This is a genomic window from Aeromonas salmonicida subsp. salmonicida (genome assembly GCF_001643305.1).
GTDB classification, from domain to species: domain Bacteria; phylum Pseudomonadota; class Gammaproteobacteria; order Enterobacterales; family Aeromonadaceae; genus Aeromonas; species Aeromonas salmonicida.
Window position 1 is genome coordinate 23,866 of sequence record NZ_LSGW01000101.1, and the last position, 21,928, is coordinate 45,793.

Below are 21,928 nucleotides of genomic sequence, written 5' to 3' on the forward strand. Positions count from 1 at the left end.
CTGGCGCTCCGTTCTTTATGGCCACTCTGGGCTCAATCGCTTTCCAGACTGGCAAGACAGTGAGAGAGGGTGCGCGCCAGCGCGCCCTGATTGCGCAACACAACGGCGCGGGCCTGTTCGCCCATCTGGCGGCGATCGCCCTCGTCGGCCAGCAGCTCGCTCACCTTCTCCCCCAGCGCGGCGGCATCGGCCACCAGGGCCGCGCCACCCTGAGCCACCAGCTGGCGGGTGATGTCGCTGAAGTTGAAGTAGGCAGGACCGGTCAGGCAGGGCTTGCCCAGCGCCGCCGGTTCCAGCAGGTTGTGACCGCCGACCTTCACCAGACTGCCGCCGACGAAGGCCACATCGGCCGCCGCCAGCATCAGCGGCAACTCGCCCATGGTATCGCCGAGATAGACCTTGTCCGTTTCGCGGATCGGGGCGCCGCCGGTGCGCCGCACACAGCCGTAAGGGGCGCATAGCTCGGCCACCCGATCGAAGCGCTCCGGATGGCGCGGCACCAGGATCAACAAGGCCTGGGGGTGGCGTTGCAGCACTAAGTCAAACGCCGCCAATACCTGTTCATCCTCACCCTGATGGGTACTGGCAGCGATCCAGACCGGCCTGCTCTGCCCCAGCTGCTGACGCAGGGCGTGCCCCCTGGCATACACCTCGTCACCCAGCTGGATATCGAACTTGATGGAACCGGTCACCGCCAGCCGCTCACGACCGACGCCGAGCCGTGCAAAGCGCTCGGCATCGTCCTGATGCTGGCAAAGCAGATGGGTCAGTGGCCGGCTGAGGGTATCGAACGCCCCTTGAAAACGGGCATAGCGCTGGCAGGAGCGTTCGGATAGACGGGCATTGATGATGGTCACCGGCAGATGGCGCGCCTCGCAGGCCGCCAGCCAGTTCGGCCACAGCTCTGTCTCCATCACCCAGAGGGCGCGAGGCTTGATGCACTTGAGAAAAGCGACCACCGCCCAGGGGTAATCGAGGGGGGCGTAGCGATGCACCACCAGATCGCCGAGCTTGGCCGCCTGCTCGGCGCCGGTGCGGGTGGTGGTGGTGAGCAGGATCGGCAAATCCGGCCGCTCGGCTTTGAGTGCACGGATGAAGGGGCTGATGGCCAGGGTTTCACCCACGCTGACCGCATGGATCCAGAGCGGCGCCTCCTGCCCGCTGGCCGGCGTCCGTCCCAGATGCTCGGCCCAGCGCGCACCAAAGCCAGGCTTGCCCTTCTTCGGCTTGTAGAGTGCCAGCAACGCCAGCGGCAAGCCCAGATGGATCAGCAGGTTGTAGAGCAGCCGATAGCCCATGTTATGTCGGCTCCGATCGCTTGCTCGCATCGGAGACAAACCGTGGCGGCTCACCCACTTGCAGCACGATCGGTTGATCTGGCGACTCGGCGCACTCCAGCCGTCGACCTGCCTCTATCACCTGTTCCGGCATCAGCTCGATCAGGCACTTGAGGTGACCGAACTTGCAAGTGCGCTTGAAACAGGGGCGGCACTCTATGTCGGTGTGCACTATCTCGACCCTGTCCGCCAGCGGCGGCGTGTAGAGCGGCGAGGTAGAGCCATAGACGCCGATCAACGGCCGGTTGAGGGCGGCGGCTATGTGCATCAGGCCGGAGTCATTGGAGATGACCCGCCCGGCCAGCGCCATCAGATCGATCGCCTCATACAGGTTGGTCTTGCCCGCCAGCACGTGGCAGTTGGGGCGCGACAGCGGATTGATCCGCTCGCGAATGGTGTTGGCCACAGGCACATCCTTGCCGGAGCCGAAGATCCACACCTGCCAGCCCTCATCCAGATACTTCTGCGCCACCACGGCGTAGTGCCCTTCCGGCCAGCGCTTGGACGGGCCGAACTCGGCTCCCGGACAGAGCACCAGCACGGGACGAACGCGATCCAGACCGAGTCGCTCCAGCGCCTTGCCCTGATTGATGAGATCCACATTGAGCGAGGGGTGGGGAATGGCGGGAATATCGGCCCGGCTCTTCATCTGTGCCTTGGGATAGGCCAGCGCCAGATAGGCTTCCACCATCAGCGGGAAGGCAGACTTGTTGCTGCGCATGTCATTGAGCAGGCCGAAGCGGTGCTCCCCCTTCCAGCCGGTGCGCACCGGGATCCTGGCGAACCAGGGGATCAGCGCCGACTTCATGGAGTTGGGCTGGATGATCGCCTGATCGTACTTCTCGGCCGCCAGTTGCTTGCCGAGCCGACGGCGGGCCCCCAGCTTGAAGTCACCGTGGCCGAGCGGCATGGGGACAGCCTTGTCCACTTCGGGCATCCGCTCCAGCAGGGCACCGCACCAGGCTGGCGCCATCACATGCAACTCGCTGTCAGGGTGATTGGTCTTGATCGCCTTGTAGAGGCTCTGGGACATCACCATGTCGCCGACCCAGGAGGGGCCGATCACCAATATTTTCATCTCACGCTTCTCTTGGGGCCAAGCCCTGCGGTTAATCATTACTGGCCGAGATTATGCCCCAAGAATGGCCCGAGAAATAACAGAAGATCCCTGCATCACCCGCGCTCATGCCAAAAAAGAACCCTTTTGAAACTGACTTACTACGGGCGCCGGGACCATGCTCCGCCAGCCGTTTTAGGCTAGAATGGGCGCCAATTCGAGCATGCCCCGCCAGCCGGGCGCCAACAAGAGCCTTCAACCCGTGAAAAAACCGACTCTGGCGGCCGTCCTGATCGTCAAGAACGAAGCCGACAACCTGAAAGCCTGCCTCGCCTCACTCGACGGTCTGGTGGACGAGATCGTCATTCTGGACTCCGGCAGCCAGGACGAGACCCCCGCCATCGCCGCCGAATTCGGCGCCCGTTTCTTCGTCAATACGGTGTGGCCCGGTTTCGGCCGCCAACGCCGCCTCGCCCAATCCCATGTCCAGTCAGAGTGGGTACTGTGGCTGGATGCGGACGAGCGGCTCACCCCTGAGCTGAAAGAGGCCATCGCGACCGTCATGGCCAATCCGGCCAGCGACACCATCTACTCTATCCCACGCCTCTCCTGGGTATTTGGCCGCTTCATCCGCCACAGCGGCTGGTATCCGGATCGGGTGCTGCGCCTCTATCCCAAGGCGCTCACCCGTTACAACGAGGTGCTGGTGCACGAGAAGGTGGAGGTGCGCGCCAACATGAAGATCGTCAATATCCATGGCGACCTGCTCCACTTCACCTACCGGGATCTGGAGCACTATCTGGTGAAGTCCGCCGGCTATGCCAGGGCCTGGGCCGATCAGCGCACCGCCCGTGGCAAGAAGGGCTCCCTCGGCCAGGGACTGGTCCATGCCGTGGGCTGTTTCCTCAAGATGTATCTGCTCAAGGCCGGCTTCCTCGATGGCAAGCAGGGACTCTTGCTCGCGATCCTCTCGGCCCACTCCACTTTCGCGAAGTACGCAGACCTCTGGATCCGCCAGCAGCCGCAAGCGCCGGATCAGACCCGCAACTAATTGCGCAGCCGCTCAAACCAGCATGACGAAACAGGGCCCGAAAGGGCCCTGTTTGCATCTGTCAGCTTTCTGTTCGCCAGAAGGGCGGTGCCCAGCGAGCTATCGCCGCCGCCATTGTCTTGGGATCGAGCTGGCTCATGTCTTCCGGATGATCGCTGTCTTCCGGCGGGCTGAACGCCAGGTGACGCCCCTCGCTGTTGAGCGGACGCCAGCGCAGCGGGGTGGCCGAGCGGTGCGCCGGGAAGAAACCTATGGTCGGCACGTCCAGCGCCGCCGCTATGTGCAGCGGCCCGGTACTGCCCGCCACAAACAGGGCCGCGTTGGCCATCACCTGACAGAACTTGGGCAGCCCCTCGTCGGAGCGATAGATCCAGCCATTGCCGCCGTGAGCCAGCAATTCTGCCGCCAGCTGCTCGGCGATCTTCTCCTCCCCCGGCCCTGCCGTCAGGATGCACTGCAATTCCGGGCATGCCTGATTGAGCTTGATGATGAGGCGTGAGTACTGCTCGATGGAGAGGTTGTTGGCCGAACCACCGCTGCCGGCGTGTACCATCAGCCAGGGGCGACTGGCATCCAGCTTCAGTCTGGTTGCAACCTGTTCGCGCACCAGCTGCAGGCTCTGGGGGTCAAAGCTGAGATAGGGGCCCTGTGGCTCGACCACGCTTACCTGCTGGTCGGCGAGAAAGCGACGCACCAGATCCAGGTTGTACTCGTACTCCGGCTTCTGGGAGCGGGAGCGGCGCTGCACCAGCCGCTGGTTGTAGAGCACCTGTGCCAGCTTGGTGGCCGGGGCCAGCCGGTAGGGGATGTGCGCCTTCCACACCAGCTTGGCGTTACGGGTGTTGGAGAACAGGCAAATGGAGGCATCGAAGGCTGCCGCCTTGATGCGGGCCAGCAAGGCGCGTTGCTGTTCCTTGTCGGCTCCTGACCCCGGATCCAGGATAATCTCGTCGATCCAGGGACAGAGACGGGCCAACGGCGCCGTGTAGGCAGGAACCAGGGCAGTCACATGACAATCCATGGAGCGCTTGAGCATGGCAAAACTCGGCCATGCCAGCATGAAGTCACCAATCTTGTCGTTGCGTACTACCAGAATACGTTTCATAAAAAATCCCTTTGCTCCCTGTCACCAATGCAAGGAGGCTTGATGCGCGGTGCGGGTATTCTTGCCTGATGCACAGCTATTCTCAAGCGAAGACACCAGACGATACTGATTTGGACGACCAAACCGGGCCTCTCGCGCCAGGTCCCGCACAAAACGGACATCGTCCCGGTCGCGACAAAACATCAACAGACCCTATAATGCGACCAAATTTCCAGGTTGCAGGAATCAACAGCATGACCAACAAGGTAATTTATCCCGGCACCTTCGACCCCATCACCAACGGCCATACCGATCTGATAGGTCGTGCCGCCAGGCTGTTTGATGAAGTGGTCGTCGGGGTAGCCAACAGCCCGAGCAAGCGCCCCTTGTTCGATCTGGCAGAACGTGTCCTGCTTGCCCGGCAAGTGACGGCCCACCTGCCCAACGTCAAGGTGGTGGGCTTCTCCGGCCTCTTGGTGGACTTTGCCAAAGAGCAGCAAGCCAACGTGCTGATCCGTGGCTTGCGGGCCGTCTCCGACTTCGAATACGAATTTCAGCTGGCCAACATGAACCGCCGCCTGATGCCGGAGCTGGAGAGCGTGTTTCTCACCCCTGCCGAAGAGAACTCCTTCATCTCCTCGACCCTGGTGAAGGAGGTCGCCCTGCATGGCGGTGATATCCGCCAGTTTGTCGACCCGATCGTCGCCAAGGCGATTGCCGCCAAGCAAGGCAAGTAACAAGCAAACAGGCTACCCGAGGGTAGCCTGTTTAGTGCGGCGCACATGGGCCGCGCTCGCCATTGTCCGCACTGGCAGTCAGCCCGCCGCGCGACCCAGCACCTGCTGGCAGGAGAGCGCCAGCTCGTCGAGCCATTCATAGCGGCGCCGGTACATGGCCCGCTTCTTGGAGGCAATCTCCTCCAGCGGCTTGCGCACCGCAGGCAACAGCTGCACGAAGTTGTCATCCTGATCAATGGCGCCAAATTCCTCCCACAGCTCGTCATAATCCGCCTGCAGACAGGCTTTCTTCTTCTTGCTGTAACGCTTGGCCTGGTAGATGTGCGCCTTCATCCGCACCGCCGAGATATTCTCGGCCCCCATCGCCTCGGCCAGCTGCATCACCAGCATTACCACCAGTGACTTGGGCCGCAAACCATGGCCCTCCTTGGTCAGGGCTCGAACCTTGTCCTGTGCCTGTTCGACGCAGGGTTCCGGACCCTGTACCGAGCCGATCACCAGCGACAGCTTGCCGGGGGTGCCCGCCAGCGAGAAGGCGCAGCTATAGAGGCGCTTGCCCTGTTGATCGACGATGGAGAGCGCCAGCTCGGCCTCACGACGGAAGGTACCATCGTGGCGCAGCACTATGCGACATCCACTCTGGGGATAGTGGCCAAGCTCTATGCCCTCGTCCAGATAGAGCGGATCTATCAGCTCGGGATAACGGGCCAGCAGCAGTCGATAGTGGTTTTCCAGCATCTCGGCCCGCTGGGTCGCGGTGGAGCCGGCAAACCGATAGGGTCGCATCGGCTTGTCGAGCAGCTCGGGATAGTGGACAGGCAGGGCCTTGAGCGGTTCGGCCTGAAACAGCTCGAACACCCGGCTCATCTGCTGCCGATAGAGCAGGCTGCGCAGCACGAACTTGGCGCGATTGAAGGTCTTGCGGGCGCTGTCATCGGGATAGAGGAAGCGGGCCATTTTTTGGGCGCAATAGTGCCCCTGCCGGGATAAATGATCCCAGTCCATTGATTTAGCTGTCATTTTATTTTCTCAAACCGCCTGAACGGTCGAGATACTAGTGACAGGCGCCCAAATATTCAACAGACCGGAAATACTCTCTTACAACTTGGCCATGTTTGGCCAAAATAACTGCGATTCAGCGCTGGCAGTGGGAGCAAAACACGGTTGTACGCTGCCCCAGCCGTATTTCACTGAGCAGAGTATGGCAATGGAAACAGGCTTGACCACCGCGACCATAAACCTGCAACTGCTGCACGAAATAGCCCGGCTTGCCATCGGCGCTGGTGAAATCCTTGAGGGTGGTTCCCCCCTGCTGGATGGCAGAAGCCAGCACCCGCTTGATCTCGGCCACCAAGGTTTCCAGTCGCTCGGCACTGATGTTGCCCGCCGCCCGTTTGGGATGAATACCGGCAGCGTACAGCGCCTCATTGGCGTAGATGTTACCCACACCGACCACCACATGGTTGTCCATCAGGAAGGTCTTGATGGCAGTGCTGCGCCCCTTGGCACGCCCTTGCAGATACTCGGCGTTGAAGGCATCGGTCAGCGGCTCCGGGCCCAGTTTGGCCAGCAGGGCGTGTGCCTCCGCCGGTTCACGGGTCCACAGCAGGGCTCCGAAGCGGCGCGGGTCATTGAGTCGCAGCAGCTTGCCGTTGGCGAGCTCTATATCCACGTGATCGTGTTTCTCGGCCGGCGTACCAATATTCAGTACCCGCAGACTGCCGGACATGCCCAGATGCAGGATGGCGGTGCCAAAGTCGGTCTCCAGCAGCAAATACTTGGCACGACGGCTGACCCTGTGGATGGTGAGATCCACCAGCTCCTGGATTTCGCCAGGTACCGGCCAGCGCAGCCGGCCATCCCGTACCACGACGCGGGTCACCTTGATGCCGGTGAGCCAGGGAGATATGCCCTGGCGGCTGACTTCAACTTCCGGTAATTCAGGCATGGGGCCTCCAACAAATAGGGTGGATTACGGAGAGGGGCGCAACAGGCTGCGATACTGCTCCTGACTCAGGGTGAGCCAGGTCGAGGGCGGCAACAGGGCGGCAAATTTGCCGTTGTCCTGATAGAGCCCCACTTCAATCGGGTCGCTCTGACCGGCGATCCACACCTTGAGGGTAACCGGCGTGCCGCGCACTGCATCGCCAGGGGGCAGCAACCAAGCCTGCCACGCCTCGATATGGGCCGCCAGCTGGGCACTGCTGAGCCCCAGATCCGGTCCGCTGCGCCAACCCTGGCCGATACGCTCTATCTGCCAGCTCGGCCCATGCCAGGTGAGGACGACTGCGCTGTCCGGCAATAGGGTACGAGGTCGCTGGGCGCTGTTCTCCTGCTGGGCCATCTCCAGCCGGTGCAGCAGAGTGATCACCGCCAGCACGGCCACTATGATCACGTTATTCCAGCCTTTACGGCTCAATTTCAACATGGCAAGCCTCCGTTTGAACCGGCAGTGTACTGAATTCCAGCCATAAAAAAACCCGGCACTGGGCCGGGCTTTTGGGAATGCAGCATCAAGTAATTACTTGATTTTGCCTTCCTTGTAGATCACATGCTGACGAACAACGGGATCAAACTTTTTGATCTCCATTTTTTCGGGCATGGTGCGCTTGTTCTTGGTAGTGGTATAGAAGTGACCAGTACCGGCGCTGGAGTTCAGGCGAATTTTCTCGCGAATACCTTTAGCCATGATCTAATTCCTTATACCTTAACACCGCTGGCGCGCAGTTCAGCCAGAACCACTTCAACGCCACGCTTGTCGATAATACGCATGCCTTTTGCGGATACGCGCAGGCTTACGAAGCGTTTTTCACCCTCAACCCAAAAACGGTGAGTGTGCAGGTTCGGCAGGAAACGACGCTTGGTAGCGTTGTTAGCGTGCGAACGGTTGTTACCAACTGCCGGGCGCTTGCCGGTTACTTGGCATACTCTAGACATGTCAGTCTCTCCAAATCTTACTTCATTGCTCGAGCAAATATCTGCCCCGCTGGCCTTCGATTGCGGGGCAAACAGAAGGCGGCATTTTATACAGCATCCGTGATCAAAGATCAACTAATACAGTGCCAGAGCCCAGTTACAACCAACCACGCTCTGCAAAAGAAACCGTGATGCCGTCACCGATCACCAAGTGATCCAGCACTCTGATATCGATCAGGGCCAAAGCGGCCAAGATCCGATCCGTGATCTGGCGGTCGGCCCGACTGGGCTCGGCCACGCCGGACGGGTGATTATGCGCCAGAATCACTGCGGCTGCATTATGTTTGAGCGCGATCTGCACGATTTCTCTGGGCCAGACGCTTGCAGAATCGAGGGTGCCGTAAAAAAGTTCAACGAATTGAATGACTCTGTGCTGGTTATCCAGCAACAGCAGGGCGAACACCTCCCGCAGCTGGGCTTGCAGGTAATCCCGGGTCAGCTGGGGCGAAGTGAGCGCATCGCCCCGTTGCAACTGTTCAGCCAGATGGCGTTTGCCCATCTCCAGCACCGCCTGCAATTGAGCATACTTGGCAGGCCCCAGTCCATGGGCATGACAGAAGGCGCCTTGATCGGCCCCGAGCAGTGCCCGTAGCGAACCAAACTGCTGCAATAGTTGACGGGAGAGATCCACCGCACTCAGGCCGTTGACGCCGGTTCGCAGGAAGATGGCCAGCAATTCGGCATCGGATAACGTCGCTGGCCCCTGCCGCAGCAGTTTCTCTCTGGGTCTCTCATCCTCAGGCCACTCCTTGATGCTCATTTGTCTCTCCCTCATGCCTATTGAGAGAAAACATAGCAAAAAATCGCGGGAGGCCGGCCACAAGTCCCCCATGTCAGCCTCTGTCGTCGTCCGTTGCCTGTGGTATCTTAGCCGACCAGTCAGAGTGAGCCGGAAGAGAAGCAGCAGATGAGATTGGCCGATAAACGCATCCTGTTGGGTGTCAGTGGCGGGATCGCCGCCTACAAGAGTGCCGAACTGGTACGCCGCCTGAAAGACCAGGGGGCCGAGGTACGGGTAGTGATGACCCGCTCCGCCAAGGAGTTCATCACCCCGCTGACCCTGCAGGCGGTTTCCGGTCATCCGGTGGCCGACAGCTTGCTGGATCCGGCTGCCGAGGCGGGCATGGGCCACATAGAGCTGGCCAAGTGGGCGGATCTGGTGCTGATCGCCCCGGCGAGCGCCAACCTGATGGCCCGCATGGCCGCCGGCATGGCCGACGAACTGCTCACCACCCTCTGCGTGGCAACCCCGGCCCCCGTGGCACTGGCTCCCGCCATGAATCAGCAGATGTATCTCAACGCCGCCACCCAGGCCAATCTCAAGACCCTGGCCAGCCGCGGAATCCTGCTGTGGGGGCCGGATTCCGGCAGCCAGGCCTGTGGCGACGTAGGCCCGGGCCGGATGCTGGATCCCTTGGAACTGGTTGAGCGCTGCTGCCAGCAACTGGCTGCCGAGCCGCTGCTGGCGGGCGTCAGACTGCTGCTCACCGCCGGACCGACCCGCGAAGCACTGGATCCGGTGCGCTACATCAGCAACCACAGCTCGGGCAAGATGGGTTACGCCATCGCCCGCGCCGCCCGTGAGGCAGGGGCCGAAGTGACGCTGGTGAGCGGGCCGGTCGCCCTGCCTGCACCGAGCGGGGTGGAGCGTGTCGATGTGGAGAGCGCCGAGCAGATGCATCAGGCGGTGATGAGCCGGGTCGGCGAGTGCGACCTCTTTATCGGTTGCGCCGCAGTGGCCGACTATAGGCCCGAGCAAGTCGCCAGCCAGAAGATCAAAAAGACCGGTGATAACGATCAGATGGTGCTGACCCTGGTCAAGAATCCCGACATCATAGCCGCCGTGGGGGCGTTATCAGACAAGCCCTTCACCGTCGGATTTGCCGCCGAAACCGTGGATGTGGAACAATACGCCCTCGATAAATTGCAGCGAAAACGGCTGGACATGATCGCCGCCAACGATGTGTCTCGTGCGGGCCAGGGCTTCAATGCCGATGACAACGCTCTGACCGTGTTCTGGCAAGGGGGTCAAGCCCCTCTGCCACTGGCCGATAAGCTGACGCTGGCTCGCCACCTCATCGCCCTGATTGCGCGCCACTACCGGCGCTGAGTGCAGACACATGGCACCCCGCTGGCATTGCCCATGCAGGACGCCCACACCAGCACTCGCTGAGCAACGATCAATTCATGACTGCCCGGACTGTACCGAGTATCCCGGGTGTCCACACAAGAACCCATTGAAAAACGAACGATTCATGACAACACAAATTGAGCTGAAAATTCTGGATGCCCGCATCGGCACCGAGTACCCGCTGCCCGCCTACGCCACTCCGGGCTCTGCCGGTATGGACCTGCGTGCGCTGCTGGATGCGCCCATCACTCTGGCACCAGGCGACACCATTCTGGTACCGACCGGTCTGGCCATCCACATTCAGGATCCCGGCTTGTGCGCCACCATCTTGCCCCGCTCCGGCCTCGGCCATAAGCACGGCATTGTGCTGGGCAACCTGGTGGGCCTCATCGATTCCGATTACCAGGGCCAGCTGATGGTTTCGGTCTGGAATCGTGGCAACGACAGTTTCACCATGCAACCCGGTGAACGCATCGCCCAACTGGTGATAATGCCGGTGGTGCAGGCCAGCTTCCAACTGGTCGATGAGTTCAATCAGAGTGAACGGGGTGAAGGCGGTTTTGGTTCTTCTGGTCGCCAATAACAGACCACACAGGCCCCCGGGCCTGTGCCTAATAACAGAATCAAGCCATTGTTTTTTTAGGGGAATCCATGGCAAGCAGTAATCAGAAACAGAGTCGGCGCGATCAGATCCTGCAAGCACTCGCCCATATGCTGGAGACCAGCCCTGGCCAGCGTATCACCACGGCACGTCTGGCGGCCGAGGTGGGTGTCTCTGAGGCCGCCCTCTATCGACATTTTCCCAGCAAGGCGCGGATGTTCGAGGGACTGATCGACTTTATCGAGGATTCCCTGCTGTCACGGGTCAACCTGATCATGGCCGAAGAGAAGGACACCATGGCCCGCTGCCATCATATCCTTCAGCTGCTGCTGGTGTTCGCCGAGCGCAATCCCGGCATCACCCGTATCCTCAACGGCGACGCCCTGCTGGGTGAGCACGATCGACTGCGGGATCGCATCAGCATCCTGTTCGACAAGCTGGAAACCCAGATCAAGCAGGTGTTGCGGGAAAAACGGCTGCGGGAAGGTCAGGGCTTCCAGCTCGACGAGACCATGCTCGCCAATCTGCTGCTGGCCTATACCGAGGGACGCATCAGTCAGTTTGTCCGCTCCGAGTTCAAACTCAAGCCCACCGCCGGCTTCGAAGATCAGTGGCTCTTCATCCGCAGCCAACTGCTGCAAAGCTGACGCCATTCGGGTGGATACACAAAGGGAGGCCTTGGCCTCCCTTGTTTTTTATGGCAAAAAATGGAAGGGAGCACCAGATGCGACCCAAACTGTCGCATGCCAGTGTTAGATTCATGCGTCATAAACCTTTACTGCCTGACAGGACATCCTATGGAACCCGAAATCATCACAGAAGCGCAGACCTGGCTGGTCAATAATCAGGGCCTGCTGATCGAGTATGCCGTCAATATTGCGGCCGCCCTGATCACCCTGCTGGTCGGTTACATCACCGCCAACCTTCTCAGCAATGGCGTGATCAAGGTGATGAATGCTCGCAAGCTGGATGCCACAGTGACGCATTTCGTTGGCAGCATCCTCAAGTACACCATTCTGGTGTTCGTGGTGATTGCAGCCATGGGGCGAGTCGGGGTGCAAACCGCCTCCTTCGTCGCCATTATCGGTGCCGCCGGTCTGGCCATAGGTCTGGCACTGCAAGGCTCGCTCTCCAACTTCGCCGCCGGTTTCCTGCTGATCATCTTCCGCCCCATCAAGGCCGGTGAGTTTATCGAAGTGGCGGGCACCAATGGCGTCGTGCAGTCGGTGCAGCTATTCACTACCACCCTCACCTCGGGTGACAACAAGATGGTGGTGGTACCCAACTCCGCCATCCTCAACGGCACCATAGTCAACTACTCGCGCATGGACACCCGCCGCGTCGACATGACCTTCGGTATCGGCTACGGTTCTGACCTGCGCAAGGCCAAACAGCTCCTCGAGCGCCTGGTGAGTGAAGAGCCGCGCATCCTGAAGGAACAGGCAGCAACCATAGCCGTTGCCGCCCTGGCCGACTCCTCGGTCAATATCGTAGTGCGTCCCTGGGTCAAGACTGCCGATTACTGGGGCGTCTGGTTCGACTTCCACGAAAAGGTGAAGCTGACCTTCGATGCCGAAGGCATCGAGATCCCCTTCCCGCAGATGGTCATGCACATGCAAAAGCCTCAGGCCTGATACCTGCGCAGACGATCACGACAATGCCAGCCCTGAAGCTGGCATTGTCGTTTCTGAAACCCCGGTCGTGCCGCAAGGCATAAAGACTCGACCTGCAGCTCACCTTGCATCATGGGGTCGAAAACCTGTCAATCCGGGCAGCCAGGTTGGCTTGCCCGTCTTCATAACAGTCGACGAGCGACCCGGTTAAGCAGTGGCTGCACCAGCGCATAGCCCCCCAGCACGGCCCCGATCACGGCCAACACCCGAATCTCGAGAGTCGGCGCGGCGGCGGTCAGCGCCAGGGTCAGCAGGCCGATGAGGCCGGTGGCGATCAGGCTCAGGGCAAACAGGGATAAAACATGTTTCATATCGATCTCCTCATTCCAGACAGTGGCCATCCCTGGGAGATCTCGTCCATTCGGTGCACATACTAGCCAACGCCCAACCCCGACAAGTTGCGTTTGCTCATAAAACGAGCCGAAAAACGGCTGTCAGATACTCCTTTAGCTGTAATACAAACTTGCCAGGCAGGCAGCCATAGATGAAAACCCTTTCACCCCGGCCAAGCCGGGTGAAGTATGAGCAAACTCAAGATCCCCTGGCCATGAGTGACTCATAATCGCAGCGTTTTGGTTGTAAACTCCTTCGATGGCAGACAATTGGTAAAGCTCTGTTACACGGGCCGCGCCATGGGCTCGGTATAATGGGCCCGGTATAGTGCTCGAATAATAAGGTTTGGCGGGAGCCTTGCCTGCAAGGTTCAAACACAACTTGGAAGATCGGTAATCCTATGAAAAATATCAATCCAACCCAGACCCAGGCCTGGCAGGCGCTGGAAGCCCATTTTGCAGCTAACAAAGAGACTCGACTCAAGGATCTGTTCGCGCAGGACCCGAAGCGCTTCGACAAGTTCTCCCTCACCTTTGGCGGCGACATTCTGGTCGACTACTCCAAGAACCTGATCACCGAGGAAACCCTCAAGTTGCTGGTTGATCTGGCCAAAGAGACCGATCTTCGCAGCGCGATCGATGCCATGTTCAATGGCGAGAAGATCAACATGACCGAAGGGCGCTCCGTACTGCACGTGGCCCTGCGCAACCGCTCCGACCGCCCCATCGAGTGCGACGGCAAGGATGTGATGCCGGAAGTGAACGCCGTGCTGGCCAAGATGAAGGGCTTCTGCGAGAAGATCATCTCAGGCGAGTGGAAAGGCTACACCGGCAAGGCGATCCAGCACGTGGTCAACATCGGTATCGGTGGCTCTGATCTGGGCCCTGTGATGATCACAGAGGCACTGCGCCCCTACAAAAACCACCTGCAGATGCACTTCGTCTCCAACGTCGATGGCACCCACATCGCCGAGACTCTCAAAGAGATTGATGCGGAAACCACCCTGTTCCTGGTGGCCTCCAAGACCTTCACCACTCAGGAGACCATGACCAACGCCCTGACCGCCCGCGACTGGTTCATCAAGATCGCCGGTGACAAGGCCCACGTGGCCAAGCACTTCGCTGCCCTCTCCACTAACGGCAAGGCCGTGGCCGAGTTCGGCATCGACACCGACAACATGTTCGAGTTCTGGGACTGGGTTGGCGGCCGTTACTCATCCTGGTCTGCCATCGGCATGCCTATCGCCCTGTCCGTCGGTTTCGACAACTTCGAAGCCCTGCTGCAAGGCGCCTTCGAAATGGACATGCACTTTGCCACTGCCTCCTATGAGCAGAACGTGCCTGTGCTGCTGGCGCTGATTGGCCTGTGGTACAACAACTTCCATGGTGCCGAGTCCGAAGCCATTCTGCCGTACGATCAGTACATGCACCGCTTCCCTGCCTACTTCCAGCAGGGCAACATGGAATCCAACGGCAAGTACGTGGATCGCAACGGCAATCCGGTTGACCACCAGACTGGCCCCATCATCTGGGGTGAGCCGGGCACCAACGGCCAGCACGCCTTCTACCAGCTGATCCACCAGGGTACCAAGCTGATCCCCTGTGACTTCCTAGCACCGGCCATCAGCCACAACCCGATCGGTGACCACCACCCGAAACTGCTGGCCAACTTCTTCGCCCAAACCGAGGCACTGGCCTTCGGCAAGAGCAAAGAACAGGTCGAAGCCGAGTTCCTTGCTGCCGGCAAAACCCTGGAGCAGGTCGAGGATCTGGTGCCGTTCAAGGTGTTCGAAGGCAACCGCCCGACCAACAGCATACTGTTCAAGAGCCTGACCCCGAAAACCCTGGGTGCCTTGATCGCCATGTACGAGCACAAGATCTTCGTACAGGGCGCAATCTGGAACATCTTCTCCTTCGACCAGTGGGGCGTGGAGCTGGGCAAACAGCTGGCCAACAAGATACTGCCGGAACTCAACACCGCCGAGGCTGTCACCAGCCACGACTGCTCCACCAACGGTCTGATCAACACCTGGAAAGCGTGGAAAGCCTGATTTATCCGGCCTTTCTGAATGCAAAAGCCCCGCTCGATGAGCGGGGCTTTTTTATAGCTGTCGGGCCGGATTTTCTGGCTGGCCGGTCGGGTGTCCAGTCCGACTGGCGACGGGGATCGTCATCCCCGCCCCTTCATCATCCTGCCAGATGCAGGCTTAACCACCAACAGCGATGCGCTTCATGTCTTTCATATAACCACGCAGTACCTGACCGATCTTCTCGATCGGGTGGTTGCGGGTCGCCTCGTTGGCAGCCAGCAGCGCCAGGTTGTCGACGTTCTGCCCTTCGGCCTTGCTGGCACCCAAGTCGCCAGCCTTCAGGGTCGGCATGAAGTGCTCGCGCAGCAAGGGCACAGCGGCGTTGGCGAACAGATAGTTGCCGTACTCGGCGGTATCGGAAATGACCACGTTCATCTCATACAGACGCTTGCGAGCGACTGTATTGGCGATCAGCGGCAGCTCGTGCAGGGATTCGTAGTAGGCAGACTCCTCGTAAATACCAGAAGCTACCATGGTCTCGAACGCCAGCTCGACACCCGCCTTGACCATGGCCACCATGACCACGCCATTGTCGAAATACTCCTGCTCGGCAATTTTGCCAGCGAACGCCAGCGCGTTTTCGAAGGCGGATTTGCCGGTCTCTTCACGCCAGCCGAACAGCTTGGCATCGTCTTCAGCCCAGTCGGCCATCATGCCACGGGAGAACTCACCGGCGATGATGTCGTCCATGTGCTTCTCGAACAGCGGGCGCATCAGGGTGCGCAGTTGCTCGGACAGCTCGAAGGCACGCAGTTTGGCGGGGTTGGAGAGGCGGTCCATCATCAGGCTGATGCCGCCCTGCTTCAGGGCTTCGGTGATGGTTTCCCAGCCGAACTGGATCAGCTTGCCGGCGTAGGCCGGGTCTGTCCCTTCGGCAACCAGCTTGTCGTAGCAGAGCAGGGAACCGGCCTGCAGCATGCCGCAGAGGATGGTCTGCTCGCCCATCAGGTCGGATTTCACTTCCGCGACGAAGGAGGATTCCAGTACACCGGCACGGTCGCCGCCGGTAGCTGAAGCCCACGCCTTGGCGATGGCCATGCCTACACCCTTGGGATCGTTCTCCGGGTGCACGGCGAGCAGGGTCGGCACGCCGAAGCCGCGCTTGTACTCTTCACGCACCTCGGTTCCCGGGCACTTGGGCGCAACCATGACGACGGTAATGTCGGCGCGGATCTGCTGACCCTCTTCCACCACGTTGAAGCCGTGGGAATAGCCCAGCGCGGCGCCCTGTTTCATCAGCGGCATCACGGTTTTCACCACGTCGGAGTGCTGCTTGTCCGGAGTCAGGTTCAGCACCAGATCGGCGGTCGGGATCAGCTCTTCATAGGTGCCGACCGCGAAGCCGTTGTCGGTTGCTTTCTGCCAGGAGGCGCGCTTCTCGGTGATGGCAGCCTTGCGCAGGGTATAGGAGATATCCAGCCCGGAGTCACGCATGTTCAGACCCTGGTTCAGACCCTGGGCACCACAGCCCACAATCACCACCTTCTTGCCCTTCAGCACGTCGCAACCGTCGGCGAATTCCGCTCGCTGCATGAAACGACACTTGCCCAGCTGGGCCAACTGCTGACGCAGGTTCAAGGTGTTGAAATAGTTAGCCATGGTGATTGCTCCGTTCGATTGATTCCATGCCGGGTAGCGGCGTTGTCTGAACCACTATAGCGCGGGACACTCATTGCCTTAACTGATATATTCGAAACAGTATGTTGCAGGAATTGAAAGATGATTCTTCGCAATCTCAAGCTGTTTCTCCCCCACGCCAGCAAACGCGCCGCCGCAGGAATAGAAAGATGGATCTTCGCAATCTCGAGCTGTTTCTCCACCTCGCCGACTCCCTTCACTTTGGCAAGAGTGCCGATGCCATGGCGGTCAGCCCCTCCACCCTGAGCCGCGCCATTCAGCGACTGGAGCAGGAGACCGGCTGCGTGCTGTTCGAGCGGGACAACCGCAGCGTGCGGCTCACCTCGGCGGGTGAGAAACTGCGGGAGTTTGGCGGCAGCCTGTTGCAGGAGTGGCGCCAGCTCAAGCAGGAGCTCAAACGCAGCGACGAACCGCTGCAAGGACGGCTGCGGGTGTTCTGCTCGGTCACCGCCAGCTACTTTCTGCTGCCCGAGGTGCTGGAGCGCTTTCGTCGCCGCTATCCCCAACTGGAGATCAAGCTGGAGACCGGCGACCCGGCGCTGGCGGTGGACAAGATCCTGGCTGACGAGGCCGATCTCGCCATCGCCGCGCGGCCGGATGCGCTCTCCGCCAAGCTGGAATTTGCCAGCCTGCAGCAGGTGCCACTGGTATTCATTGCCCCCCGTACCGCACCGCAACAGAGCCAGTGGTTCTTGCAGGGTGAGCCGGACTGGGAGCGACTGCCGCTGATACTCTCCGAACAGGGTCTGGCACGAAAGCGCTGTGACCAGTGGTTTCGCAACAAGGGAATTGCCCCCAACATCTATGCCGAGGTTGCAGGCAACGAGGGCATAGTCGCCATGGTGGCGCTCGGTTTTGGCGTCGGGCTGGTGCCTGCCGCCGTGATCGATCACAGCCCCATGGGGGAGAAGGTGCGCATCGTCGAGCCCAGACCGGCGCTCAAGCCATTCGACGTCGGTATCGCAGTGCTCAAGAAGCGGCTGGAAGAGCCTCTTATCCGCGCCTTCTGGGATACGGCGCGCGGCCAGGGTTCACTGCGCTGACGGGGTGGCCGTGACCGGCGCATAGATTAGCGAGGGGTCAGCCATCATGATGCGGCTCCTGGCGGGCAGATCCGGATTATGCAGCTCAAGCATGACCCGCTCGTCCAGCTTCAACCGACGAATCGTGCTGCCAAACTCCTTTTCAAAGATCTGATCAAAGGCACCGGACTGGCGAGCCCGCTGCAGCCCGAGCTCGATGCGCTGTGCCAGTTCGGGATATTGGGGGGAAACAAAGAACAGCAGCGCCAGCGGATAACGGAACACCAGATGGGGTTCGATTGCGAGCTCCGGATGCTGCTTTAGTTCATCTTCTATCTCGATGACGGAACGCAGAAAGCAGTCAAAACGCCGCTTGCTCAGCATGTTGAACAGCGCCTCGTAGAGATTGCCCACCGTTACCTTGAGGCCGTTGGCCTTGAGCAGCCGGGTATCGGGCCAGGATCTGTGCTGACCGATGGTGAGTCCGGCGCTATGCCAGTCCGCCAGCGACCCTATGCCGCTAAAGCGCCCCTCATCCCCCAGCCGGATGAGGCAGACCCGCCAGCCCAGCAACCCCTTCGCCAACGGAATATGGACCGCCAGCAGGGAATGCTCCCGCTCTTCATCAGGGGCAAAGACTCCTATCTGTACCAGGGCACCCTCTTGTAACGCCTTGACCGCCCGCCCCTGCTCCATTGGCGGACTCGCAATCAGCTGATAGGGACCATATTCAGGCACTGTGAGATCGAGCGACAACCGCAGCAAGCCCGCCACAGCCGGATTGGGGTGCTCCAACAGCAGGTTCCAGGCCCGAATGTGCGACTCGGCAGCCAGGGCACTCCCCGCAAACAGTGTGATGCACCACAGTAAAATCCTGATCATTGCGCCTCGTACCTCTGATCTTGATGCACTCACTATAACGCGTGAGCGCCCAGTTCTGGTGTATGGACCCACAGATGTGTGAGCGACTTGGTGTCAAATCTGACAATGGTCAGAGCAAGACCCAGGTCACAGACTAGACTCGGTGTTCAACCTGAATGGAAAAAGCCTCGCCATGATGCGTCACCTGATCGAAATCAACAGCTCACAGCTGTTTGAAGAGTACCTGCAGAGTCTGGGAGTGCCACAAACCTTGCTGGATCACGAACAGGATATCTATCTGCAAGAGCGCCCGCTGGCGGCAGTGCGCCAAATTCAGGGCAAGATGAAGTTTTATCTGCGAGCCGGCGCCCTGACCAAACAGTGATCCGCAACCGGTCACAGAACAGGCAATCAAAGCGTATTACACTGGCACCATCCATCACCCTCGCCTCCGGGGGTCGCCATGAGGAGTGCCCATGAAACCAAGCGGCCTGGATCGGCTCTTCAAACCCCACTCAATCGCCGTCATCGGTGCCTCGACCGACCCACAGAAAGCTGGTCACGTGGTGATCAGGCACCTGCTTGCAGGCCAGTTCAAGGGCCCCATACTGCCGGTCAGCCCCCATAACAAAGCCATCGCCGGAGTGCTGGCTTATCCCGACATTGCCAGCCTGCCACTCTCCCCCGATCTCGCCATCATCTGCACCAAACGCGAACGGGTACTGTCGCTCATCGAAGCTCTCGGCAAAAAAGGGGCCGGGGCCGCCATCATACTGGCCGCCGATTTTTCGCAGGAAGAGAGGGAACAGTTGCAGCGCCTGAGCAGCCAATATGACATTCGCCTGCTTGGCCCCAACAGCATGGGCATGTTACTGCCAGCGCAGGGCATCAACGCCAGCTTCTCCCCTATCGCAGCCAAACCTGGGCAGGTAGCCTTTGTCTCCCAGTCGGCGGCCGTCAGCACGACCATACTGGATTGGGCCAAACAGCATGAGCTGGGCTTTTCCGCCTTTATCTCCCTCGGCGATCACTGTGACATCGACTTCGGCCAACTGCTCGATCAGCTCTCTCGCGACGGCACCACTCGCGCCATCCTGCTCTATATGGACAAGTTGCACGACGCCCGCCACTTCCTCTCGGCAGCGCGGGCGGCTTCGCGCAACAAGCCAATACTGGTGCTCAAGAGCGGTCGCCACGATCCGGCCAAGGGGCTGGACAACGTCTACGATGCCGCCATCCGGCGAGCAGGCATGCTGCGGGTACGAGATACCCACGAGCTGTTTGCCGCGGTCGAAACCCTGAGCCATTCGCTGACCCTCAAGGGGGAACGGCTGGCCATCATCTCCAACGGCCGCGGACTGGCCAACATGGCGGTCGATGTGCTGCTTGAGCGGGGCGGAAAACTGGCTATACCGCCAAAAGACATAGGTAGTGATGCAGATATCACCGCCTATCAGCAGGCACTCGATGCCTTGCTGCAAGGGAATGAAGCAGATGCCATCCTGCTCATTCATGCACCTTCCCTCACAGCACGCGGGGCCGAATTGGCGCGCAGTCTGATCGATTACCTCAGGCAGCATCCCAGAGCCAGGCGCTTCAATATCCTGACCAACTGGGCCGGGGAATACTCGGCACAGGAAGGACGCAAGCTCTTCACCGAGGCGGGCATTCCGACCTATCGCACTCCCGAAAGTGCAGTGGCCGCCTTCATGCATATGGTGGAATACCGTCGCAACCAGAAGCAACTGATGGAAACACCCGCGTCCCTGCAGGGGGACAAGCTCAACGTCGAACTCTGCCAACAACTGATCCGGCAGGCTCTGGAACGCAAGCAACTCACCCTCGATACCCATCTGGTGCAACCCATACTGCAAGCTGCCGGGCTCGCGACCCTGCCGACTTGGATTGTCTCCGACGCCATCGAAGCCACCCTGACGGCTGAACAGATCGGCTATCCGGTAGCGGTCAAATTGCGCTCGCCGGATATTGCCCACAAGTCTGCGGTGCACGGCGTCATGCTGAACCTGCGTACTTCTGCCGAGGTCGCTCAGGCGGCAGATGCCATTCTGGATCGGGTCAGACAGCACGATGCGGGGGCCCGCATCGAAGGCTTGCTGGTACAGCGCATGGCACGCCGCAGCGGAGGGCTGGAACTGAGGATCCGCCTGCAACAGGATCCCGTCTTCGGTCCTGTCATCCTGCTCGGCGAGTCGGGAGCAGAACCCCAGGAGATGGTCGCCGCACTCCCGCCACTGAACCAGGCTCTCGCACGCTACCAGGTCATCGGCGCCCTCAAGAGCCGCAAGATCCGCGAGCAGGCCACCCCCGAAAGACTCGATATCGATGCGCTTGGTCAAGTGTTGTGCCAGCTGTCGGAACTGCTGCTGGCGTTTCCCGAGATCCAGGAGCTGGACCTGCATCCATTGCAAGCATGCGGGGCCGAGATGGTGATTCTAGATGCCAGCCTGACACTGATGCCGATGACACAGCAGCGTTGCCCCTTGGCGATACGCCCCTATCCCACCGAGCTGGAAGAGGGGGCCTGGCTCAAGGACCAGAGCCATGTGCTGCTCCGCCCGATCCGGCCGGAGGATGAACCCGCTCACAAACAGTTTGTACTCAAGGTCTCCGATGAAGACAGGTACAAACGCTTCTTTGCTGACGTGGGAGAACTGGGCCACGAAGAGCTCGCTCGCATGACCCAGATTGACTACGACAGGGAGATGGCCTTCGTCGCGGTAGGACAGGACGGAGCCTTCAGTCAGCAAATTCTGGGGGTGGTGCGAGCCATTTCAAACCCGGATCAGTCCGATGCGGAGTTTGCCATTCTGGTGCGATCCGACCTAAAGGGGCTGGGGCTCGGCAAGTTGATGATGGAGAAAATCGTACGTTACGCCAGAGAGAGAGGGATTGGCCAGCTATCCGGCATGACCATGCCCAGCAATCGCGGCATGATCAATCTGGCCAAGCGTCTTGGTTTCAAGATCGATATCCAGCTGGAAGATGGGGTGGTCAATATGGAGTTGCCCTGTGCGGAGAGAGCCTAAGGGGCATAGCGCAGAGGACACCGCAGGAATGATAAATTTCAGGCAATAAAAAACCCCGCTCATCGAGCGGGGGTTTTCGTGTTGGGTGCCTGGCAGTGTCCTACTCTCACATGGCGAATGCCACACTACCATCGGCGCTACCGCGTTTCACTTCTGAGTTCGGCATGGGATCAGGTGGTTCCACGGCGCTATGGCCGCCAGGCAAATTACTTCAATCTAAGAAAGCTGACGTGAATAACAACTGTCACCTTAGGTGGTGGTCGCTATCACTGAATTAGGTAGTAGTTCTTC

General features: G+C 60.0%; 22 protein-coding genes and 1 rRNA gene. 10 read left to right on the top strand and 13 right to left on the bottom strand.

Going from position 1 to position 21,928, the window contains the following annotated elements; all coding sequences use genetic code 11:
- Window positions 1-32: 32 nt before the first annotated feature.
- Both waaA and waaF read right to left on the bottom strand, forming a co-directional pair.
- Window positions 33-1,298 carry a lipid IV(A) 3-deoxy-D-manno-octulosonic acid transferase gene (waaA, locus tag AXW79_RS19135; RefSeq protein WP_005321260.1) on the bottom strand — a complete coding sequence of 422 codons (1,266 nt, stop codon included), beginning with the start codon at window positions 1,296-1,298 and terminating at the stop codon, window positions 33-35.
- Window position 1,299: 1 nt separating this feature from the next.
- Window positions 1,300-2,415 carry a lipopolysaccharide heptosyltransferase II gene (gene waaF / locus AXW79_RS19140; protein ID WP_005321261.1) on the bottom strand — a complete coding sequence of 372 codons (1,116 nt, stop codon included), beginning with the start codon at window positions 2,413-2,415 and terminating at the stop codon, window positions 1,300-1,302.
- Window positions 2,416-2,656: 241 nt separating this feature from the next.
- Between waaF and AXW79_RS19145 the strand changes: the two genes are divergently transcribed.
- Window positions 2,657-3,445 (top strand): glycosyltransferase family 2 protein, encoded by a 789-nt coding sequence (locus AXW79_RS19145; RefSeq protein WP_011899233.1) that lies wholly within the window; start codon window positions 2,657-2,659, stop codon window positions 3,443-3,445.
- 61 nt (window positions 3,446-3,506) lie between these two features.
- On the opposite strand, the gene AXW79_RS19150 is transcribed toward AXW79_RS19145, so the two are convergent.
- Window positions 3,507-4,550: a glycosyltransferase family 9 protein gene (locus AXW79_RS19150; RefSeq protein WP_005321263.1), complete on the bottom strand. Its 1,044-nt coding sequence runs from the start codon at window positions 4,548-4,550 to the stop codon at window positions 3,507-3,509.
- A 233-nt stretch (window positions 4,551-4,783) separates the two neighbouring features.
- Between AXW79_RS19150 and coaD the strand changes: the two genes are divergently transcribed.
- On the top strand, window positions 4,784-5,266 hold the full coding sequence (gene coaD, locus AXW79_RS19155) for a pantetheine-phosphate adenylyltransferase (RefSeq protein ID WP_005321264.1): 483 nt from the start codon (window positions 4,784-4,786) through the stop codon (window positions 5,264-5,266).
- Between the two features lie 78 nt (window positions 5,267-5,344).
- Here the strand turns inward: coaD and AXW79_RS19160 are convergent, their stop codons facing one another.
- The 6 genes from AXW79_RS19160 to radC form a co-directional block, all read right to left on the bottom strand.
- Complete coding sequence (locus tag AXW79_RS19160) at window positions 5,345-6,223, bottom strand: VirK/YbjX family protein (protein WP_005321266.1); 879 nt, start codon at window positions 6,221-6,223, stop codon at window positions 5,345-5,347.
- 178 nt (window positions 6,224-6,401) lie between these two features.
- Entirely contained in the window at window positions 6,402-7,214 is an 813-nt protein-coding gene (mutM, locus tag AXW79_RS19165) for a bifunctional DNA-formamidopyrimidine glycosylase/DNA-(apurinic or apyrimidinic site) lyase (protein WP_005321268.1), read from the bottom strand.
- 24 nt (window positions 7,215-7,238) lie between these two features.
- Window positions 7,239-7,694, bottom strand: a complete 456-nt coding sequence (locus tag AXW79_RS19170; RefSeq protein WP_005321270.1) for a hypothetical protein — start codon at window positions 7,692-7,694, stop codon at window positions 7,239-7,241.
- A 93-nt stretch (window positions 7,695-7,787) separates the two neighbouring features.
- On the bottom strand, window positions 7,788-7,955 hold the full coding sequence (gene rpmG / locus AXW79_RS19175; protein ID WP_005307500.1) for a 50S ribosomal protein L33: 168 nt from the start codon (window positions 7,953-7,955) through the stop codon (window positions 7,788-7,790).
- Window positions 7,956-7,966: 11 nt separating this feature from the next.
- On the bottom strand, window positions 7,967-8,203 hold the full coding sequence (gene rpmB / locus AXW79_RS22525) for a 50S ribosomal protein L28 (RefSeq protein WP_005321271.1): 237 nt from the start codon (window positions 8,201-8,203) through the stop codon (window positions 7,967-7,969).
- 136 nt (window positions 8,204-8,339) lie between these two features.
- Complete coding sequence (gene radC / locus AXW79_RS19180; RefSeq protein ID WP_005321280.1) at window positions 8,340-9,002, bottom strand: RadC family protein; 663 nt, start codon at window positions 9,000-9,002, stop codon at window positions 8,340-8,342.
- 147 nt (window positions 9,003-9,149) lie between these two features.
- Between radC and coaBC the strand changes: the two genes are divergently transcribed.
- The 4 genes from coaBC (at window position 9,150) to AXW79_RS19200 (ending at window position 12,608) form a co-directional block, all read left to right on the top strand.
- Window positions 9,150-10,352, top strand: a complete 1,203-nt coding sequence (gene coaBC / locus AXW79_RS19185; RefSeq protein ID WP_005321282.1) for a bifunctional phosphopantothenoylcysteine decarboxylase/phosphopantothenate--cysteine ligase CoaBC — start codon at window positions 9,150-9,152, stop codon at window positions 10,350-10,352.
- Window positions 10,353-10,497: 145 nt separating this feature from the next.
- Complete coding sequence (dut, locus tag AXW79_RS19190) at window positions 10,498-10,956, top strand: dUTP diphosphatase (protein ID WP_005321291.1); 459 nt, start codon at window positions 10,498-10,500, stop codon at window positions 10,954-10,956.
- 68 nt (window positions 10,957-11,024) lie between these two features.
- Window positions 11,025-11,621, top strand: a complete 597-nt coding sequence (slmA, locus tag AXW79_RS19195; RefSeq protein ID WP_005321293.1) for a nucleoid occlusion factor SlmA — start codon at window positions 11,025-11,027, stop codon at window positions 11,619-11,621.
- A 150-nt stretch (window positions 11,622-11,771) separates the two neighbouring features.
- Window positions 11,772-12,608 carry a mechanosensitive ion channel domain-containing protein gene (locus AXW79_RS19200; protein WP_005321295.1) on the top strand — a complete coding sequence of 279 codons (837 nt, stop codon included), beginning with the start codon at window positions 11,772-11,774 and terminating at the stop codon, window positions 12,606-12,608.
- A gap of 161 nt (window positions 12,609-12,769) precedes the next feature.
- Here the strand turns inward: AXW79_RS19200 and AXW79_RS19205 are convergent, their stop codons facing one another.
- Window positions 12,770-12,958, bottom strand: coding sequence for a hypothetical protein (locus tag AXW79_RS19205; RefSeq protein WP_005321297.1), 189 nt, complete (start codon window positions 12,956-12,958; stop codon window positions 12,770-12,772).
- 422 nt (window positions 12,959-13,380) lie between these two features.
- Here AXW79_RS19205 and pgi point away from each other — a divergent pair, with 422 nt between their 5' ends.
- Window positions 13,381-15,030, top strand: a complete 1,650-nt coding sequence (gene pgi, locus AXW79_RS19210) for a glucose-6-phosphate isomerase (protein WP_005321299.1) — start codon at window positions 13,381-13,383, stop codon at window positions 15,028-15,030.
- Between the two features lie 156 nt (window positions 15,031-15,186).
- Here the strand turns inward: pgi and ilvC are convergent, their stop codons facing one another.
- Window positions 15,187-16,668: a ketol-acid reductoisomerase gene (gene ilvC, locus AXW79_RS19215; RefSeq protein ID WP_005321300.1), complete on the bottom strand. Its 1,482-nt coding sequence runs from the start codon at window positions 16,666-16,668 to the stop codon at window positions 15,187-15,189.
- Between the two features lie 188 nt (window positions 16,669-16,856).
- Between ilvC and ilvY the strand changes: the two genes are divergently transcribed.
- A complete protein-coding gene (ilvY, locus tag AXW79_RS19220; RefSeq protein ID WP_005321302.1) occupies window positions 16,857-17,750 on the top strand; it encodes an HTH-type transcriptional activator IlvY in 894 nt (297 codons plus the stop codon).
- On the opposite strand, the gene AXW79_RS19225 is transcribed toward ilvY, so the two are convergent.
- A complete protein-coding gene (locus AXW79_RS19225; RefSeq protein WP_005321305.1) occupies window positions 17,739-18,611 on the bottom strand; it encodes a substrate-binding periplasmic protein in 873 nt (290 codons plus the stop codon). The two genes, ilvY and AXW79_RS19225, sit on opposite strands and share 12 nt — an antisense overlap.
- 172 nt (window positions 18,612-18,783) lie before the next feature.
- On the opposite strand from AXW79_RS19225, the gene AXW79_RS19230 reads away from it, so the two are divergent.
- Window positions 18,784-18,975, top strand: coding sequence for a hypothetical protein (locus AXW79_RS19230; protein ID WP_005321308.1), 192 nt, complete (start codon window positions 18,784-18,786; stop codon window positions 18,973-18,975).
- 91 nt (window positions 18,976-19,066) lie between these two features.
- The gene (locus AXW79_RS19235; protein ID WP_005321312.1) at window positions 19,067-21,637 is read left to right on the top strand and encodes a bifunctional acetate--CoA ligase family protein/GNAT family N-acetyltransferase; all 2,571 of its coding nucleotides are present in this window, start codon (window positions 19,067-19,069) and stop codon (window positions 21,635-21,637) included.
- A gap of 87 nt (window positions 21,638-21,724) precedes the next feature.
- On the opposite strand, the gene rrf is transcribed toward AXW79_RS19235, so the two are convergent.
- Window positions 21,725-21,839 (bottom strand): 5S ribosomal RNA (gene rrf / locus AXW79_RS19240).
- Window positions 21,840-21,928: the final 89 nt, after the last annotated feature.

Bases quoted from the DNA above. Each gene is read 5' to 3' on its own strand.
- waaA (WP_005321260.1), bottom strand. From the start codon at position 1,298: ATGGGCTATCGGCTGCTCTACAACCTGCTGATCCATCTGGGCTTGCCG.
- waaF (WP_005321261.1), bottom strand. From the start codon at position 2,415: ATGAAAATATTGGTGATCGGCCCCTCCTGGGTCGGCGACATGGTGATG.
- AXW79_RS19150 (WP_005321263.1), bottom strand. From the start codon at position 4,550: ATGAAACGTATTCTGGTAGTACGCAACGACAAGATTGGTGACTTCATG.
- coaD (WP_005321264.1), top strand. From the start codon at position 4,784: ATGACCAACAAGGTAATTTATCCCGGCACCTTCGACCCCATCACCAAC.
- AXW79_RS19160 (WP_005321266.1), bottom strand. From the start codon at position 6,223: ATGGCCCGCTTCCTCTATCCCGATGACAGCGCCCGCAAGACCTTCAAT.
- mutM (WP_005321268.1), bottom strand. From the start codon at position 7,214: ATGCCTGAATTACCGGAAGTTGAAGTCAGCCGCCAGGGCATATCTCCC.
- AXW79_RS19170 (WP_005321270.1), bottom strand. From the start codon at position 7,694: ATGTTGAAATTGAGCCGTAAAGGCTGGAATAACGTGATCATAGTGGCC.
- rpmG (WP_005307500.1), bottom strand. From the start codon at position 7,955: ATGGCTAAAGGTATTCGCGAGAAAATTCGCCTGAACTCCAGCGCCGGT.
- rpmB (WP_005321271.1), bottom strand. From the start codon at position 8,203: ATGTCTAGAGTATGCCAAGTAACCGGCAAGCGCCCGGCAGTTGGTAAC.
- radC (WP_005321280.1), bottom strand. From the start codon at position 9,002: ATGAGCATCAAGGAGTGGCCTGAGGATGAGAGACCCAGAGAGAAACTG.
- coaBC (WP_005321282.1), top strand. From the start codon at position 9,150: ATGAGATTGGCCGATAAACGCATCCTGTTGGGTGTCAGTGGCGGGATC.
- dut (WP_005321291.1), top strand. From the start codon at position 10,498: ATGACAACACAAATTGAGCTGAAAATTCTGGATGCCCGCATCGGCACC.
- slmA (WP_005321293.1), top strand. From the start codon at position 11,025: ATGGCAAGCAGTAATCAGAAACAGAGTCGGCGCGATCAGATCCTGCAA.
- AXW79_RS19200 (WP_005321295.1), top strand. From the start codon at position 11,772: ATGGAACCCGAAATCATCACAGAAGCGCAGACCTGGCTGGTCAATAAT.
- AXW79_RS19205 (WP_005321297.1), bottom strand. From the start codon at position 12,958: ATGAAACATGTTTTATCCCTGTTTGCCCTGAGCCTGATCGCCACCGGC.
- pgi (WP_005321299.1), top strand. From the start codon at position 13,381: ATGAAAAATATCAATCCAACCCAGACCCAGGCCTGGCAGGCGCTGGAA.
- ilvC (WP_005321300.1), bottom strand. From the start codon at position 16,668: ATGGCTAACTATTTCAACACCTTGAACCTGCGTCAGCAGTTGGCCCAG.
- ilvY (WP_005321302.1), top strand. From the start codon at position 16,857: ATGGATCTTCGCAATCTCGAGCTGTTTCTCCACCTCGCCGACTCCCTT.
- AXW79_RS19225 (WP_005321305.1), bottom strand. From the start codon at position 18,611: ATGATCAGGATTTTACTGTGGTGCATCACACTGTTTGCGGGGAGTGCC.
- AXW79_RS19230 (WP_005321308.1), top strand. From the start codon at position 18,784: ATGATGCGTCACCTGATCGAAATCAACAGCTCACAGCTGTTTGAAGAG.
- AXW79_RS19235 (WP_005321312.1), top strand. From the start codon at position 19,067: ATGAAACCAAGCGGCCTGGATCGGCTCTTCAAACCCCACTCAATCGCC.